15 protein-coding genes are annotated in these 15,321 nt (G+C 58.6%); 9 read left to right on the top strand and 6 right to left on the bottom strand.

What is annotated here, in order from left to right:
• Positions 1–78: 78 nt before the first annotated feature.
• Entirely contained in the window at positions 79–1,143 is a 1,065-nt protein-coding gene (locus Q0Y02_RS10135) for an SDR family oxidoreductase (protein WP_297767554.1), read from the bottom strand.
• Between the two features lie 79 nt (positions 1,144–1,222).
• Between Q0Y02_RS10135 and Q0Y02_RS10130 the strand changes: the two genes are divergently transcribed.
• The 3 genes from Q0Y02_RS10130 (at position 1,223) to Q0Y02_RS10120 (ending at position 3,007) form a co-directional block, all read left to right on the top strand.
• Entirely contained in the window at positions 1,223–1,606 is a 384-nt protein-coding gene (locus Q0Y02_RS10130) for a MerR family transcriptional regulator (RefSeq protein ID WP_297767551.1), read from the top strand.
• 254 nt (positions 1,607–1,860) lie between these two features.
• A complete protein-coding gene (locus Q0Y02_RS10125) occupies positions 1,861–2,439 on the top strand; it encodes a DUF4334 domain-containing protein (RefSeq protein WP_297767548.1) in 579 nt (192 codons plus the stop codon).
• Between the two features lie 88 nt (positions 2,440–2,527).
• On the top strand, positions 2,528–3,007 hold the full coding sequence (locus Q0Y02_RS10120; RefSeq protein WP_297767545.1) for a hypothetical protein: 480 nt from the start codon (positions 2,528–2,530) through the stop codon (positions 3,005–3,007).
• A gap of 85 nt (positions 3,008–3,092) precedes the next feature.
• Here Q0Y02_RS10120 and Q0Y02_RS10115 read toward each other — a convergent pair whose 3' ends face one another.
• The 4 genes from Q0Y02_RS10115 to Q0Y02_RS10100 form a co-directional block, all read right to left on the bottom strand.
• Entirely contained in the window at positions 3,093–3,956 is an 864-nt protein-coding gene (locus tag Q0Y02_RS10115; protein WP_297767543.1) for a PA4780 family RIO1-like protein kinase, read from the bottom strand.
• Positions 3,957–4,105: 149 nt separating this feature from the next.
• Positions 4,106–5,722: a GMC family oxidoreductase gene (locus Q0Y02_RS10110; protein ID WP_297767540.1), complete on the bottom strand. Its 1,617-nt coding sequence runs from the start codon at positions 5,720–5,722 to the stop codon at positions 4,106–4,108.
• 51 nt (positions 5,723–5,773) lie between these two features.
• Entirely contained in the window at positions 5,774–6,307 is a 534-nt protein-coding gene (locus tag Q0Y02_RS10105) for a twin-arginine translocation signal domain-containing protein (RefSeq protein ID WP_297767536.1), read from the bottom strand.
• A 215-nt stretch (positions 6,308–6,522) separates the two neighbouring features.
• Positions 6,523–7,965: a coniferyl aldehyde dehydrogenase gene (locus tag Q0Y02_RS10100; protein ID WP_297768091.1), complete on the bottom strand. Its 1,443-nt coding sequence runs from the start codon at positions 7,963–7,965 to the stop codon at positions 6,523–6,525.
• 313 nt (positions 7,966–8,278) lie between these two features.
• On the opposite strand from Q0Y02_RS10100, the gene Q0Y02_RS10095 reads away from it, so the two are divergent.
• From Q0Y02_RS10095 to Q0Y02_RS10085, 3 genes are all read left to right on the top strand, one after another.
• Entirely contained in the window at positions 8,279–8,980 is a 702-nt protein-coding gene (locus Q0Y02_RS10095) for a TetR/AcrR family transcriptional regulator (RefSeq protein ID WP_297767533.1), read from the top strand.
• 451 nt (positions 8,981–9,431) lie between these two features.
• Positions 9,432–10,043: a hypothetical protein gene (locus tag Q0Y02_RS10090; RefSeq protein WP_297767531.1), complete on the top strand. Its 612-nt coding sequence runs from the start codon at positions 9,432–9,434 to the stop codon at positions 10,041–10,043.
• Between the two features lie 132 nt (positions 10,044–10,175).
• Positions 10,176–11,189, top strand: a complete 1,014-nt coding sequence (locus tag Q0Y02_RS10085) for a hypothetical protein (protein ID WP_297767528.1) — start codon at positions 10,176–10,178, stop codon at positions 11,187–11,189.
• Between the two features lie 270 nt (positions 11,190–11,459).
• On the opposite strand, the gene Q0Y02_RS10080 is transcribed toward Q0Y02_RS10085, so the two are convergent.
• Entirely contained in the window at positions 11,460–12,446 is a 987-nt protein-coding gene (locus Q0Y02_RS10080) for an alpha/beta fold hydrolase (protein WP_297767525.1), read from the bottom strand.
• Positions 12,447–12,535: 89 nt separating this feature from the next.
• On the opposite strand from Q0Y02_RS10080, the gene Q0Y02_RS10075 reads away from it, so the two are divergent.
• The 3 genes from Q0Y02_RS10075 (at position 12,536) to Q0Y02_RS10065 (ending at position 15,268) form a co-directional block, all read left to right on the top strand.
• Positions 12,536–13,255 carry a 16S rRNA (uracil(1498)-N(3))-methyltransferase gene (locus Q0Y02_RS10075; protein WP_297767522.1) on the top strand — a complete coding sequence of 240 codons (720 nt, stop codon included), beginning with the start codon at positions 12,536–12,538 and terminating at the stop codon, positions 13,253–13,255.
• Positions 13,256–13,424: 169 nt separating this feature from the next.
• On the top strand, positions 13,425–14,594 hold the full coding sequence (locus Q0Y02_RS10070; RefSeq protein WP_297767520.1) for an AAA family ATPase: 1,170 nt from the start codon (positions 13,425–13,427) through the stop codon (positions 14,592–14,594).
• Positions 14,595–14,605: 11 nt separating this feature from the next.
• Complete coding sequence (locus Q0Y02_RS10065; protein ID WP_297767517.1) at positions 14,606–15,268, top strand: DUF1294 domain-containing protein; 663 nt, start codon at positions 14,606–14,608, stop codon at positions 15,266–15,268.
• Positions 15,269–15,321: the final 53 nt, after the last annotated feature.

Raw genomic sequence — 15,321 nt, 5'->3', positions numbered from 1 at the left:
CTGAATACCGTACCCGGCGCCGGACCGGGTACCCACAATGCCCGCAAGCATACCCCAAGCGCCAGCAAAGATGCAGGGTCAGGCCGGTTGTGCATCGGGCAGATTGCGACGGTATTGCTGGTACCAGCGGGCGCTGTGGGCAATAACCGCCTCCATGGCAGGGCGTGCCAGGCCCTGCTGGTCCAGAAAATGGTCGGTGTCGGTGGTGTCAAAACGGGTGGGCTGGATAAAGTGCAACGCCTCCGGCCAGGTGTTCATCAGCCTTGGCATCCCCGGCAGACGCAGTAATGCCGCCAGTACCGGTATCGGCAAGTGTCGCTGCGGTGCCCGCCGGCCCAGTATCTTGGCGGCGATGGCCAGCAGGCCCTGCAGGTTGGGCGTGGTCGGGTCCAGGGCCAGTAGCCGCGGTGGGGCGCTGTCAGCGGTGGCGGCCACGGCAATCAGTGCCGCCAGATGATCCACGGCCACCAGCGGTAGCCAGTGATCCGGGCTGCCCGGGACCATGGCCATTCGCCCCCGAGCCAGGTTGTCGAGCAGCGCAAATAGCGGCTGGGTACTATCCAGGGCGCCGCTATGGCTGTGGCCGGCGACGGTAGCGGGTTGCACTTCGACCAGATCCAGCGCATCGGTTGCCGCCAGCGCCCGTACCCGGATTGCCGCTTCCAGTTTGCTGGCTTCATAACCGCCGGCCCGGCGGTAGACGTGCTGCCAGTCCACCTGATCCGGGGCGTCGCTGGTGATACCCAGTCGTTGCAGATGCTCCCGGTTCTCCAGCATGAAGCCACTGATAAACACCAGGCGGCTGCCATGGCGGCGGGCCAGCTCGGCCACCGCCAGGCTGCCGGCCACATTGGTGCGCTGGGCGGTCTCGCGATCCAGTTGCCAGGCGAAGCGTGCGCCCAGATGAATGATGGCCTGAGGGGCAGCGAGATCCTCCGGCAGGCCCAGGCCGGGTAAATCCAGGTCTCCTTGCACCGCCTGCAGGCGCTCGCCCTGCCCGCCCAGGGCATTGACCTGTTGGCGCAGGACGGGAAGCTGGCTGCCAGGCTGGCGCAATACCGCCAGGATATCGTGGTGTTGGGTTAACTGAGCGCAGACATGGCGGCCGATAAAGCCGGTGGCGCCGGTGATGAGCAGGGTCATGGCAGGTCTCCGTGATGAGGTATGCCACCACCCTAAAGGGTAGAGTATGCTCTAAGGTCAACAGTGAATTGAGGCGGCCATGCAGATTGCAGAACTGGAACAGCGTACCGGGGTAAACCGTCACACCCTGCGCTATTACGAAAAGGCCGGCCTGCTTCAGGAAGTGGAGCGGCGCGGTAACAATTATCGGGACTACCCGGAAAAGGCGGTGGAGCGGGTGGATATGGTGCGCCAGCTCAAGGCGCTGGGGTTTTCCCTGCGTGAGATTCGAGAGGTGCTCGATGCCTTGCGGAGCGACAGCATTGATTGCGAACAGGGCGCAGTGCTGATGGCGGAAAAGAAGGCGGCGGTGGACGACAAGATTCGCGAGCTGAAACAGGTCAGTGCCCTGCTGGGCCGGGAGCAGCAACGGCTGGAAGAGAGCGCGGCGGCATTGCGCGAAGAAGGACGTTGCAAGGGATGATTTTTACCACAGAGGGCACAGAGTTCACTGAGGAAAAGCAGGCTGAAGATGTGGATGCTGCGGGGTGTGCAGTAAACAATGTCGCGTGATTTTTCTCTTTCTGCTCTCCGTTTTTTATCAAAAGAACGTTTTGGTCAATGAATGGTGTTTTTGGCGAACACCCTTGCCTGACAATGGCGTACAAACGCTGGCGATTTCGCCGGGCTCTGCTTAGCGTATGGGTCCATTCTTCGTGCGGCTTCAGGGAGTAGATCATGGGTGCGTCACAGGCAGAACAGAACGGCGTGAAAGAAATCAGTTTTGCGACAGCACAGCAGGTCGGGAAGGTCTCCTGTGAAGATGCGCTGGCCATTTATGATGCGCTGGAGCCGATTGAGACGGATTTCATGATCGGTGCCTGGAAAGGCGAAGGCTTCGAAACCGGTCATCCGCTGGATGGGGTGCTGGAGCGTTGTCACTGGCATGGCAAGCGTTTTGACAGCGCTGAGCATGTGCACCCGCTGGTGTTTCGCAAGGCGTCCGGCGAGCTCACTACGGTGAAACCGTTGCTGGTGATGCCGGGGCTGGGCCTGCTCGATCGGTTGCCGTTCCTGAAGTCAGAACGGGTCGGCAAGTTGTTCCAGTGGATGCTGCCACTGCTGTCCGGGCGCCAGTCCGCCGCCCGCCTGCGGATGGTTAACTACCGGGGAAAAACCTCGGCCACCATGTCCTACGACAACCTGCCCATCAATGATGTGTTCCGCAAGGTGGATGACAACACCGTGCTCGGCATCATGGATCTGAAAGGCATGAAGCAGCCGTTTTTCTTTGTGCTGCGTCGCGACGATCGCTGAGTCTTTCTGCCAGAATATCCCCTGAATAATTCGTAATGCCTGTGGGAGCGGAGTCTTCCACAATGAAGATCGATTCGGGGGAGTCATCATGGCCGAGTGGGCACCGCAATACAGCAAGGCTGAACGTATCCGCCTGCTTTTGTTTCATGCCGCCTGGGCTGTGCCGCTTTTCCTGCTGACCGAGTTTTTCTTTTTCCCCTGGTTCGAGCACTACGTGGAAACGGCCCACTGTCACAACTATGGGTCTCTTAATGGTCTGGAGTGGGTGATCTATAGCCTTTTTATCGGCTTGCCGCTGGGGCTGGCATTGGTGGTGCTGGCCATTGAAGGGTGGCACAGCTTTCGTGTGTTACGACTGGGCCAGTCGCCCCTGCCCGACGAAAAAGTGCTACGCCCTACCCGCTATGCGTACGGCCACCGGGCGCGTATCAAGCCGCTGATCTTTTTCCTGCTGGTAGTGTTCTTGTGTGGGGTATCGGTGCAGGGATTTTTCTGGGCGGATGCCATGATCGACACGCTGTCGCCGGACGTTGGCCGGTGTCTGGGCCAGGCGCTTCAAGATGCGTAGGGTGCACTGAGCCCAAGCGAACTGCACCATCCAAACGCCGAATTGGTGCAGTTCGCTTGGGCTCAGTGCACCCTACCTGATGGGGTCAATAACCGCTGTCCTCGGCGTCGCCACTGAGGCGTTCGCGGCGTTCCTGTTCTTCCTCGAAGGCGGCCTTGATTTCTGCCAGCACGTCTTCCACGTCGGCGATGTGGCCGTCGTCTTCCACCTGGCCGGTGAGTTCGCTGTCCGGGGTCAGCTCGCCGCTTTCATACAGGGCCCAGATTTCCTGACCATAGCGGCTACCGCGCAGTGACGGGGCATACTGGCCGTAATAGCGGGTCATGTTGTCCACGTCCCGGTAGAGCATGGCTTCGGCGCTGTTGTTGGCGGCGGCATCCACGGCCTGGGGCAGGTCGATGATCACCGGGCCGTAGTCATCCACCAGCACATTGAACTCGGACAGGTCGCCGTGGATGATCCCGGCACACAGCATGCGCACCACGTACTGCATCATCAGCGCGTGGTCTTCTTCCGCCTGCTCGGCGGACATCACCACCTCGCTGAGGCGCGGGGCCACGTCGCCTTCATCGTCGGTGACCAGTTCCATCAGCAGCACCCCTTCGAGCATGTCGTAGGGCTTGGGCACGCGCACGCCGGCCTCGGCCAGCAGACGCAGGGCGTCCACTTCGGCGCTCTGCCAGATCTTTTCCTGCTGCTCACGACCGAACTTGGAGCCTTTTTCCATGGCCCGGCTGCGGCGGCTGTTGCGGACCTTGCGGCCTTCCCGGTACTGGGCGGCTTTCTTGAAGTTTCGCTTGGCGGCTTCCTTGTAGACTTTCGCGCAGCGGATCTCCTCGCCACAGCGGACCACGAAGATATCGGCTTCCTTGCCGCTCATAAGACGGCTGATGACCTCGTCGATGAGGCCGTCATCGACCAGGGGTTGTAATCGTTGCGGGGTTTTCATGCCGCACTTATACCTTATTTGGCGTCCGGCTTCGCCTGCTTCCTGTGGTTTTCCTGTCGGAATCGGCGCTGGGGGCGATGAGGTGGGGCGGTAAAAGTAACGCCCTGCGCCGTACAGGTAACCGTCGCAGGGCGTTATTCAGAGGCGGGTCAGGCTTGCAGCTTGTCCGCCAGGGCGGTGGCGTTGCGGGCGCTCATGCCATAGATGGTGAGCTGCGGGTTCACCCCCAGGCTGGTGGGGAATACCGAACCGTCGATAATGTACAGGCCGTTCAGATACTTGTAGCTGCCGTCGCTGTTGACCACACACTGGGACTCATCCTGGCCCATGGCGCAGCCCCCCATCACGTGGGCACTGCCAAGGCCGGTGATCACCGGGTCGTAGGCCAGGTTGTTGATGGCATCCCTGGCCTCTTTCCAGCTTTTGTAATAACCGGCATGGCCGTGGCTGGGGCGGATCTCTTTGGCCCCGGCGGCGAAGTGCATTTCCGCCATGGTCAGGTGGGTGCGCTTGGCGCCTTCCAGCAGATAGGGGTCAACGGGATAGTCGATGACCGGCTCGCCATTGTCGCGAAGTTCCACATTGCCGCCGGGGTTGTCGGCGTGGAAACCATCCCGGATCAGGGCGATGGAGGCTGCCAGGTTTGGCAGCCGCTCGATTTCGCTGCGGGCATCGCCACCGTAGCCGCCCATCAGGGCACCGGTGAGGCCCGGGTGCATGGGCATCATTTCCAGCTTGTAGCCCGCCGGGCCGTCCACGCCATGCTTGAACACGAACTCGTCGGAATACAGGGATTGCGGCGCGCCGTAATACGGCGCCACTTCCTTGTCGTAGATGCCGAAGGTAAAGGTAGTGGGGTGCAGGAAGGTGCGCTTGCCTACCCTGCCCTGGGGGTCCGGTGCCTCGGAACGCATCAGCAGGGCGGGAGTCTGGATGCCGCCGCCGGAGGCAATCACGGTTTTCGCCTTGACGGTGACCGTGGCGCCGATGGCGACTTTGTCATTGTTGAGCGGGTGCACTTCCACCCCGGTGACGGTGTCGCCGTCGATGATCAGACGATGGGCCTGGGCGCTGTGAATGAGGGTGGCGCCGTTGTTCATGGCCGTGGGCAGCGTGGTTACCAGCATGGATTGCTTGGCATTGGTCGGGCAGCCCATGCCGCAGTAACCGATATTCCAGCAGCCTTCCACGTTGCGCGGGATCACGGCCCATTCCCAGCCCAGGGCGTCGCAGCCTTTTTTCAGCACGTCGTTGTTGGCGTTGGGGGGCATGATCCACTGGCTGATCTTGAGCCGCTCTTCCATCTTCTGGAACCAGGGGTCCAGATCATCACGCAGCAGATTTTCCGCGCCGAAGGTGTCCTGCCAGTACTGCAGGGTTTCACTGGGGGTGCGGAAGGAGCTGGTCCAGTTGACCACGGTGGTGCCGCCCACAGTGCGGCCCTGCAGGATGGTGATGCCGGCATCCTTGGTGGCGCGCATGGCGCCCTCCTGATACAGGTCCCGGTAGGCCTGGCCTTCGTTCAGGGTGAAGTCGTCAGAGCTCATCAGCTTGCCGGCTTCGATAAGAATCACCTTGAGCCCGCGCTGGGTGAGAATTTCTGCGCTGACGCCGCCGCCGGCACCGGTGCCGATGATCACCACATCCGCTTCCAGAGTGCGGTCAGCGGAAACGGTACGGCCGTCAATGACATCCCAGCCGTTCTTGATACCGGTTTTCCACGGGTCATTGATGCCCTTGATGGGCAGGGAAGACAGGTCCTGCATGGCGTTGTCCTTTTATTTTTTGACTGGCTGGTGCAGAAGAAAGGCCGCTGTTCAGGCGACGATTTTTTGCGGCGGGCCCGGGTAACCGGTGCTGCGCGCCGCCTCGGGCTTCACGTACCAGGCCATGAACATGGGCTGGGTGAGGCCTTTGAATGCCATCTGCGACAGGCCGCGATCACTGGAGGACCAGTGGGCCAGGGTTTGTTGCAGCTCGTCTTCGCTCTGCTCGGCAAAGCTGGCCCAGGTGCCGGTGATAAACCAGCGGGCAGCGCCCAGCTGCATCAGATCAAGAATCTGAAACAGGGTGGCCCGGGTGCCGGGCATGGCCCCATCCAGAAGATCGTCGTAAGCCTTCATGCCGTCTTCGGCACTGGCGCCCACATCCGTGAGTGCCTTGCCCAGCACGGCGCCGACCAGCGGGGTGAGCAGGTCTACATCCTGTTGGCGAAAATGGCGATAACCTGCCGCCGGGCCGTCATTGCTGGAACAGCCGGTAAGCAGGGTGAGGCTGGAGCCGGTGGCCAGCAAGGCACTACCGGCGGCGCCCAGCTTGAGAAAGCTGCGGCGATTGAGTCCCTGATCCATAGCGCACTCTATATTCTTGTTAGTGGTTATTTGTAGGAGCGGCGCTTGAGCCGCGAACCAACAAGGTACGAGTTGCGAGAAGCGAGTTTCGAAAACCCCAAACCCGCTCTTCGTCTTTCGTAACTCGCTTCTCGTGCCTCGTTACTGCGTGAGGCTGTTCGCGGCTCGAGCGCCGCTCCTACAGCAAGGTAACGGTAAATCTATAACCGCTGTTCCTATTTCAAAAAGTACTTGTCGATCATCTTGTGCATGCCGCGGCCATAGGGGGGCAGGATGAACTTGGTGGCGTTGAACTTGCCCTTCTTGTAGATGCCCTTGGCCTGGGAGAAGGTCAGGAAACCTTCCGGGCCGTGGTAGGCGCCCATGCCGGACTCGCCTGACCCACCGAACGGAATGTCGTCGACACCCACATGGGAGATGGTGTCGTTCAGGCAGACGCCGCCGGAATGGGTGTTCTTCAGCACCCGGTCACAGTTGCCCTGGTTCCAGTCGAAGTAGTACAGGGCCAGCGGGCGGGGACGCTCGTTCACGTACTCGATGGCGTCATCCAGATTCTTGTAGGGCACCACGATCATCAGCGGGCCGAAGATTTCATCCTGGGCGATCTGCATGTCGTCGGTCACGTTCAGCACCAGGGTATGAGGGATCTTCTGGCTGCCGGTGAAATCTTCGTTGGCCGGGTTGATCTCGATGACATCGGCGCCCTTCTCGCTGGCATCCTTCAGGTAGCCCTGCAGCCGGCTGAACTGGCGCTGGTTGATGATGGCAGTGAAGTCCGGGTTGTTGACCATGGTCGGGTAAGACTGGGCCACTTGGGCTTTCCAGGCGTCCACGAATTCCTGCACCCGGTTTTCAGGGCAGAGGATGTAGTCCGGGGCCACACAGGTCTGGCCGGAGTTCAGGCACTTGCCGAAGGCGATACGCTCGGCGGCATCCTTCATGGGGAAGTCCTGGCCGATGATGCAGGGGCTCTTGCCACCCAGCTCCAGGGTCACCGGGGTCAGGTTGGCGGCAGCGGCGCGCATGATGTGGCGGCCCACGGTGGTAGAGCCGGTGAACAGCAGGTGGTCGAACGGCAGGCTGGAGAACGCCTGGGCCACATCCACCTCGCCATTGATCACTGCTACCTGTTCTTCCGGGAAGGTGTCCGCGATCAGTTTCTCCAGCAAGGCACCGGTGCGTGGGGTAGCTTCACTCATCTTGATCATCACCCGGTTGCCGGCGGCCAGGGCAGTGATCAGTGGCACCACGGCCAGCTGGATCGGGTAGTTCCAGGGAACGATGATGCCCACCACGCCCACGGGCTGATATTCCACCCAGGTCTTGCCCGGCCAGCTCAGTGCGCTGACGCTACGCTTCTGGGGCTTCATCCACTTGCGCAGCTTCTTGGTGGTGTACTTGAGCCCTTCCAGAGTGATCAGCATCTCGGCCAGCTTGGTTTCGTCGGCCGCCCGGGTGGTGAAATCGTTGTTGAGGGCCTCGATCCAGGCATCCAGGTTGTCCAGCAGCATCGGTTTGATGCGGTTGATCAGCTCAATGCGTTGTTCCGCGCTGGGGTAAGGGTGCTGGCGGTAGGCCGCTTTCTGGGCAGCGAAAATCTGCTGCATGCGTTCGATGTCGGCATTGTTGCTGTGGAGATCTTTCACTTCGGCGACCATGGTCACTTGCCTCCCGAGGCTTTTTTTATCCTGAGTCCGCGACTTCATCGCGGCGTCTGACGCAAGCCTTTGCCGCCACAGAAAATTTTCTTCAGTCGATCGCATTCCCTGATGCGACGCTTCTTCAGAAAATCCCCTGTGACAGCAAATTCTTACGCCATCCATCCACGCTGAAATCGCGGCTTCAGGATTATGTATGATGACAAGACCGGCAGTGCTGATTGCCGATCAAAAATTAACCTTGAGTCTGATTTTTAGAGTAATTACTCTAGGAGTCAACCTGCAGTAATGAAATCACAACATTTGGCCTACAATGACCAGCACCAAGGAACGCATCCTCAACACCAGCCTCACGCTCTTTAATCGGCAGGGGGAACGCAATGTGACCACCAATCATATTGCCGACGCGCTGGGGATCAGCCCGGGGAACCTCTACTACCACTTTCGCAACAAGGGCGTCATCGTGGCGGCGTTGTTCGAGCGCTACAGCGAGCACCTGCTGGCCCTGTTGCAGGCGCCTCAGGGGCCGCTGACCTGGACCATCAAGACCCATTATTTCGAGGGGTTGCTGGCGTCCATGTGGCAGTACCGGTTTTTCCACCGCGACCTGACCCACTTTCTTCATGCCGACCAGGCGCTGGCAGCGCGCTACCAGGCCTTTGTGGAGGTGGTGCTGGAACGGGGACTGGTGATTTACGGCGAACTGCGCAGCAGCGGCATTATCGATGTGGATGATGAGCAGCTACAGGGACTGATGGTGAACACCTGGGTGCTGATGTCCTCCTGGGCATCGCTGGTCCATGGCCTGCGCCCGGACGCGGCGGCGGATGAAGCCCTGGACGAATCCCTGATGCGCCACGGCATCTACCAGATCATCTGTCTGGAAGAACCCTTCCTGCGCGGCGAGACCCGCGAGCACCTGGAAGAAATGAAGGCCCGCTACCGGGCCGCGGACACCACCTCGGCGCTGCTGCTGGGCCATGTGCCGGGAATGCAGCGTACCGGCAGCGAATAGCTGTCCTTCCAACTACCACTGCAAAAAAACGGTTTCACCACAGAGGGCACAGAGCACACGGAGGAAAACCCTCTTTTCTCGGTGTGCTCTGTGCCCTCTGTGATGAAGACGCAGGGTTATCGCCCTTTTCCCAATACATCTTTCAAACGCAGGCGTTGATAACCGATGGTTGCTTGCCTCTATGGGCGGCCTGCGTGCTCCTTGTGCATGGGCTGGATACGATTCTCAATAATTCTGTCTTTATGGTCAGTGTTATTGGGTCAGGGAAAAGAAGAGGCCAACATATTGAATCATGTGCAAACAGGCCGGTTTGTAACTGACTGACTTTTCTGCTTTTATCTTTCGATATGCAAATTTGTAGTTTGTGATATGAAGCCGGCACGTTCATTGGATATTCGGGCCGGCTTCCTAATATCTGTTAGCTCATTGGAGATCCACGTCAGGAGAAAGGATGCTGTCAGAAATCAAGGACATCGCCGTAGGGCTCTCTGCTGCGTTCACAGCCTTTTTTGCCTTCAAAGGTATCAGTACCTGGAGAGCAGAGCTCAAGGGGAGATCTGAATATCAGATAGCCAAAGATACTCTTAGAGCTGTTTATCGTGTACGGGAAGCCTTCAAACACGTTCGAGGCCCTGCGATTTATGGATACGAATATCCAGAAGAGATGACGAACACTCATGGCCACCTAAAGAGAGAGTTTAAGCACGCTGGTACTGCACATGTTTACGAAAAACGCTGGAAAGTGCTGCATGACGCGTTCGTTGAGCTAGAACAATGCCACCTTGAGGCAATGGTAGAGTGGGGCTCTGAGTATCAAGACGTTATTGTCCCTCTGAGAAAATGCAGGGTGGATGTTCAGCTCGCAATTCAGCATCTACTTTCTCGATATCAAAACCCTCACGAGCCCGATTGGATGAATGCCGAAGAGCGAAAGGAACAGCAGGCGATCTTGTACTATGGAGGAGAAAGCTCGAAATATGACACTTTCACTCCAAAGATCAACGACGCGGTGACCAAGTTTGAGGTTTGGTTGAGGCCGCACGTATCCCGGAAAAGGAGCTAACCAACCATTCCAGTTCGTTCCGGCCCTGATGGGAATCCACCGGACGGCCTTTTCTCCGCTTCGCTACGCAAAGGCCGCCGCTGAATATTGGCGTTATGCATCTATGGAATTCAATATAAAAGGAATAATCTGATGTCTCCAATTCTGATTAATAAAGAAATTCAACAAAATCCGGTCGGTGATCCATACTCTGCTTTCTTGGCAATTATTCGTCCCATACTGCATGGATTGCTTTATTCCTTGAAGCAGGATGTTGTTGCGGAGGTCGGTGGCTATGAAAATGTAAAACTGAAGATGTTGCCAAGATTGAGGAGAGAGGGTGACGGTGATATTGGTATTTGTTTCGAATATGCTGTTCATGATGCCATGCGTAGAAAAGATCCCCTTATCGTTGGAAAAGTAGATGATGCGTTAGCAAATCATTGTAGGGTTCCCGGTCAAAGTATTGAATCAATATTATTTGGCGCTGAAAAAAATGGCTCCGTGCAGTTGATTGATACGGCGCATAGTATTTTGACAGAAGATTCTCGGATACTGACTGGTGCACAGGCCCAGCCCCCTAAGTTAAAAACACATCTTGCAGGCATTGTTGAAGCTTTTCGTTTTAGAAATCGAAGAGAAGAGCTTCCTAAAAGTATAAAAGGACTATGGAAAGCTGATTTGTTTTTAGGATATACCGATTCTCAACGCTGGGTCGGCACTACTGTTAAGATAAATCCTACAGCACTTGAAGGAGCAGAAGGGCTGCGTGTAGGTATAGTGCCTGCTCAGTATGGACGGAGTGATCTTATCACTTTTGACCAACGTAGAAATCTAGTCGTTTGCCCTTTGCCATATGACGGATCTTTTATGGAAATATTTTATAAATCTTGGGGTATAGTCAGTCAATTTTGTAATGCGGATGCTTCTATGCCAAGAGAAGCAAACCTGCCAGAGCCTCTTCATCGACTCGTGACTCAAGAGTTGGTTAGTAGGCGAGAGTTCGGTGTGTTGGAGATTATTCAAGCATTAGGCCCGCTTTCTCAGCCCCATCTTTTAGTTCCACAAACGGATACTGTCAGCGTACAGGGAATGGATGATAATGTTGTCGGAGCTGTCACTGATTCTCTTATTTCTCCAATGCCATCGTTAACACCAGATGCATAACAAGGCGCTGCTGCCGGCTAAATTTTACGCTTTGCTCCAAATTTACCGCAGAGTGCGGCGTTAGAGAAACTAGCAATCGGTGAGATTATGGGGGTCAGCTCTTGCCCCGTGCGTTTCATCGAACCTGGGGGAGCGTTGATGACATCGGTGATGTGCATACCTCCCATACCTCCAAGCCTGGAATTTTGCATTCAAGTGCCGGGTTAGTTCGCCATGCAAGCATGGGCTCCAACAAGCTGCCCAGGCTTTGAAACGAACCCTCTCAGTCTGTCAGCGAAAACCAAACCCCTGCACAAACGCCATCAACCGCTGTTCCAACCAGAAGCGCTGGGGCGCGTGGTTGATGAAGCCCACGTGGCCCCCGTACTCGCTCACCTCCAGGGTTACCGCCGGGCCAAGCTCTTCCTGGCGCGGTAGTGTGTCCGGGGTCATGAAGGGGTCGTCCCGGTTCTGCAGCATCAGTGTGGGGGTGCGGATCTGCAGCAGCTTGGGGCCGGCGGAGCATTGGGCGTAGTAATGGTAGGCCCCACGAAAACCGTACAGCGGCGCGATGATCTGGTCATCGTAACGCCAGAAGGAGCGGATGCCGCTCATGTTCAGCCGGTGCAGGCGCTTGGCTTCCGGCTGGTTGATCTTGTCCAGATGGCGCTTCTTGTCGTCGAGCTGGCCGAGCAGCACTTTCAGCAGATGCTGGCGGTACATCTTCGACAGGCCCCGATCCAGCCGGTTGGCGCACAGGTCCAGCCGCAGGGGCGCACACACCGAGGCCACCGCCGTCAGCTTGCCGTTGTCCCGTTGAGCCAGCCAGTTCAGCAGCCGGCTGCCACCCAGCGACACGCCGATGGCGATGCGGTTACCTGTTGGGTCCTGGGCAAACACATGCTCGATCACCGCATCCACATCGTCCGTTTCCCCGGCGTGGTAACACAGCGCGGTGTCATTGGGCTGTTTCGCCCCGCGACTGTTGATCGCCACCGAGCGCACCCCCGCATTGGCCAGCGCCTTCTGAATGCCACGCATATAGTGGGAATCGCTGCAGCCAGAGAGGCCGTGGAGCAGGATCACGGTGAGCTGACCGGGGTGGCGTTGCGGCCCGGCCCAGTCCAGCAACAGCTGGTCACCATCCGCCAGAGGCAGCCATTCGCTGTGCCGCTCCACCTCAGGCAAGGCGCGACCGAGTGGTCCCCACAGGGTTTGCAGGTGGGGGTTGCGTAGCCACACGGGGGGCCGGAACGGGGAGGCAACTATTTCGCCCATGGAATCTCTCACTTGATAGCAGTCTCTTTGACCGGCGCTATGGTAGCCTTTTGCTTTTCCCGCTGGCACCCATTGATGACGGAGATCCCATGGCCCGCCGCTTTTTCGACGATCAGGAATTTCACTCCGGCCTTGCCACCGAGCTGGGCGCCAATGCCAGTCATCATATTGGCAAGGTGCTGCGCATGGCGGTGGGCGACGAGCTGGTGGTATTCAATGGGCACGGCGGTGAATGGACCGCGCGGATCCTTGCCGTGGGCAAGAAGGCGGTGACCGTGGAGCCGCTGGCGTTTGTGGAGGAAGACCGCACTGCCCCGCTGGCGGTCACGGTGGCGCTGCCCATGATTAAGGGCGAGCGCATGGACTATGCGATCCAGAAAGCCACAGAGCTGGGCGCCGCCCGGATCGTGGTGCTGGATACCGAGCGTTGTGAGGTGCGCCTCAAGGGCGAACGCCAGGAAAAGAAACTGGCCCAGTGGCAACAGGTGGCCATCAGTGCCTGCGAGCAATGCGGCCTGAACCGGCCCCCGCAGGTCACCGGCGTGATGCCGCTCAAGGACTGGCTGACTGAAGACCTGCCAGACTTGCGATTGATTGCGCACCCGGGAAAAAGCCCGTTCTCCCCTGCTGCCCTGAAAGGAACAGCGGAACTGGCCCTGCTCACCGGCCCGGAGGGCGGCTTTTCCGATGAGGAACTGCGCGCGGCGGAGGAAAACGGCTTTGTGGCCTTTGCCCTGGGCAACCGGGTGTTGCGCGCGGAAACGGCACCGGTGGCGTTGCTGGCGGCGTTGTGGGCGTGGAAAGGATAAAAGATAGCTTCAAGCTTCAAGCTGCAAGCTACAAGGCGCGGCCTGGTTTATCGCGGCAGAAAGTCTGTGCCCGCGCATGAGCGCGGATAAGACCCTGGCGGATACTACGGGACTATAACCGCGTTGCAGCTTGAAGCTTGTGGCTTGCAGCTAACAATAAGGGCAAAACATGCTGACAACCCTGGCCATCAGTAATTACCGTTCCGCCCTGGAGCTGCTATTGCCGCTTGGGCCGCTGAATGTGATTACCGGTGCCAACGGCAGTGGCAAGTCCAACCTGTATCGGGCCCTGCGGCTGCTGGCGGCCACTGCCCAGGATGACGTGATTGCGGCGCTGGCTGGTGAGGGCGGGCTGGAGTCTACCTTCTGGGCCGGGCCGGAGACGCTCAGTACTGCCATGCGCAAGGGATTGGTGCCGGTGGAAGGTGGGCCCCGTCAGCATAGCCGGCGGCTCAGGCTGGGTTTTGCCGACGAGGATTTTGGTTACCTGATCGAGTTGGGGCTGCCCCGGCCGGACAGCACCACCGCCTTCAACCTGGACCCGGAAATCAAGCGGGAAATCATCTGGGCCGGCGGCGCCTACCGTCCGGCGGCAGCGTTGGTGGATCGGCGCGGGCCGCTGGTGAAAGCCCGTGTCGATAACGGCTGGCTGTCATTGGCTGATCACCTCAATACCTTCGACAGTCTTTTCAGCCAGGTGGCCGATGCGCGTTCGGCGCCGGAGGTGCTGGCCCTACGCGAGCGGATTCGTGGCTGGCGTTTCTATGACCACTTCCGCACCGACCGGGAGGCCCCGGCCCGCCAAGTGCAGATCGGCACTCGTACACCGGTGCTGCACCACGATGGCCGCGATCTGGCGGCGGCCCTGCAGACCATCCGCGAAGTGGGCGACAGCCTGGCGTTGGATGCGGCCATTGAGGACGCCTTTCCCGGTGCCAGGCTGAATATCGAACCGTTGCCGGATGGTCGCCTGAAGCTGGAGTTTCATCAGTACGGCCTGCTGCGCCCGCTGTCAGCGGCGGAGCTGTCCGACGGCACCCTGCGCTACCTGTTACTGATCGCCGCCCTGCTCACCCCGCGCCCTCCTTCACTGATGGTGCTTAACGAACCGGAGAACAGCCTGCACCCGGATCTGCTGCCGGCACTGGCCCGCCTGATCAAACAGGCCAGCCAGCACAGCCAGCTATGGGTGGTCAGCCATGCCAGCCAGCTGGTGGCGGCGTTGAACGAACATCCGGATTGCCATGGGGTGGAGCTCACCAAAGAGCTGGGTGAAACACAGATCGTCGGGCAGGGGTTGTTGAGTACGCCTAACTGGCATTGGTCGGAACACCACTGACGCAGGAAAATATGAAAAAACAATCGGGTGTACTGCAACGTTGGGATGATGAGCGTGGTTTCGGCTTTATCACCGACAAGAAAGGCCGGGACATTTTTGTTCATGTCAGTGCCTTTGGCCGTATTCGTTCGCGCCCGAAAGCCGGCGAAAAGGTGCTGTTTCGGGTGGAGCCGGATGCGGCCAAGGGCGTACGCGCCGTGGAGGTGGAACGGTGCTGGCGGCCCGGCCATCTGCTGTTGCCGGAGTTTCTTTTCCCGCTGCTGATGGTGGGGGCGTTCTATGGCGGGCTGTGGTGGTTTTTCTCGCAGAATGCGTTCTGGTTTTTCCTGATTATTTTCCTGTTGTTAATCGCCGGCCTGACGTTCCTGATGTTCGGTCTGGACAAGCGAGCAGCGCTGAACGAACGCCAGAGGGTGCCAGAAAATACCCTGCATCTTTTGTCTCTCGCCGGTGGCTGGCCCGGTGGTCTTCTGGCGCGTCCGCTGTTTCGCCACAAAACCCGCAAGCAGCCTTTTCGCACTGTTTTCTGGCTGATGGTCGTGGGAAATCTTGTGACGGTAGGTGTCTTTCTGTTCAGTCCTCAGGCCGCGCCCTTGCGGGACTGGCTGGATGTTCAGGCGTTGAGTTGGTTGATCACACTCAAGCAATGGGGATGGATAAGCAGCCCAGTTTGAGACTGAAACGGTTATAAAAAAAGCGAATGGAATAAAACAATAACCAGGGAAGA

The organism is uncultured Alcanivorax sp. (assembly GCF_947258575.1).
Classification (GTDB): Bacteria; Pseudomonadota; Gammaproteobacteria; order Pseudomonadales; family Alcanivoracaceae; genus Alcanivorax.
The sequence above is the reverse complement of the archived record's forward strand: the minus strand, read 5'-3'. Positions and strand labels throughout refer to the sequence as shown.

Excerpts from the sequence above, each read along its gene's own strand:
- Q0Y02_RS10130 (WP_297767551.1), top strand. The coding sequence starts at position 1,223 with ATGCAGATTGCAGAACTGGAACAGCGTACCGGGGTAAACCGTCACACC.
- Q0Y02_RS10105 (WP_297767536.1), bottom strand. The coding sequence starts at position 6,307 with ATGGATCAGGGACTCAATCGCCGCAGCTTTCTCAAGCTGGGCGCCGCC.
- Q0Y02_RS10125 (WP_297767548.1), top strand. The coding sequence starts at position 1,861 with ATGGGTGCGTCACAGGCAGAACAGAACGGCGTGAAAGAAATCAGTTTT.
- Q0Y02_RS10120 (WP_297767545.1), top strand. The coding sequence starts at position 2,528 with ATGGCCGAGTGGGCACCGCAATACAGCAAGGCTGAACGTATCCGCCTG.
- Q0Y02_RS10115 (WP_297767543.1), bottom strand. The coding sequence starts at position 3,956 with ATGAAAACCCCGCAACGATTACAACCCCTGGTCGATGACGGCCTCATC.
- Q0Y02_RS10100 (WP_297768091.1), bottom strand. The coding sequence starts at position 7,965 with ATGGTCGCCGAAGTGAAAGATCTCCACAGCAACAATGCCGACATCGAA.
- Q0Y02_RS10070 (WP_297767520.1), top strand. The coding sequence starts at position 13,425 with ATGCTGACAACCCTGGCCATCAGTAATTACCGTTCCGCCCTGGAGCTG.
- Q0Y02_RS10085 (WP_297767528.1), top strand. The coding sequence starts at position 10,176 with ATGTCTCCAATTCTGATTAATAAAGAAATTCAACAAAATCCGGTCGGT.
- Q0Y02_RS10095 (WP_297767533.1), top strand. The coding sequence starts at position 8,279 with ATGACCAGCACCAAGGAACGCATCCTCAACACCAGCCTCACGCTCTTT.
- Q0Y02_RS10075 (WP_297767522.1), top strand. The coding sequence starts at position 12,536 with ATGGCCCGCCGCTTTTTCGACGATCAGGAATTTCACTCCGGCCTTGCC.
- Q0Y02_RS10080 (WP_297767525.1), bottom strand. The coding sequence starts at position 12,446 with ATGGGCGAAATAGTTGCCTCCCCGTTCCGGCCCCCCGTGTGGCTACGC.
- Q0Y02_RS10135 (WP_297767554.1), bottom strand. The coding sequence starts at position 1,143 with ATGACCCTGCTCATCACCGGCGCCACCGGCTTTATCGGCCGCCATGTC.
- Q0Y02_RS10110 (WP_297767540.1), bottom strand. The coding sequence starts at position 5,722 with ATGCAGGACCTGTCTTCCCTGCCCATCAAGGGCATCAATGACCCGTGG.
- Q0Y02_RS10090 (WP_297767531.1), top strand. The coding sequence starts at position 9,432 with ATGCTGTCAGAAATCAAGGACATCGCCGTAGGGCTCTCTGCTGCGTTC.
- Q0Y02_RS10065 (WP_297767517.1), top strand. The coding sequence starts at position 14,606 with ATGAAAAAACAATCGGGTGTACTGCAACGTTGGGATGATGAGCGTGGT.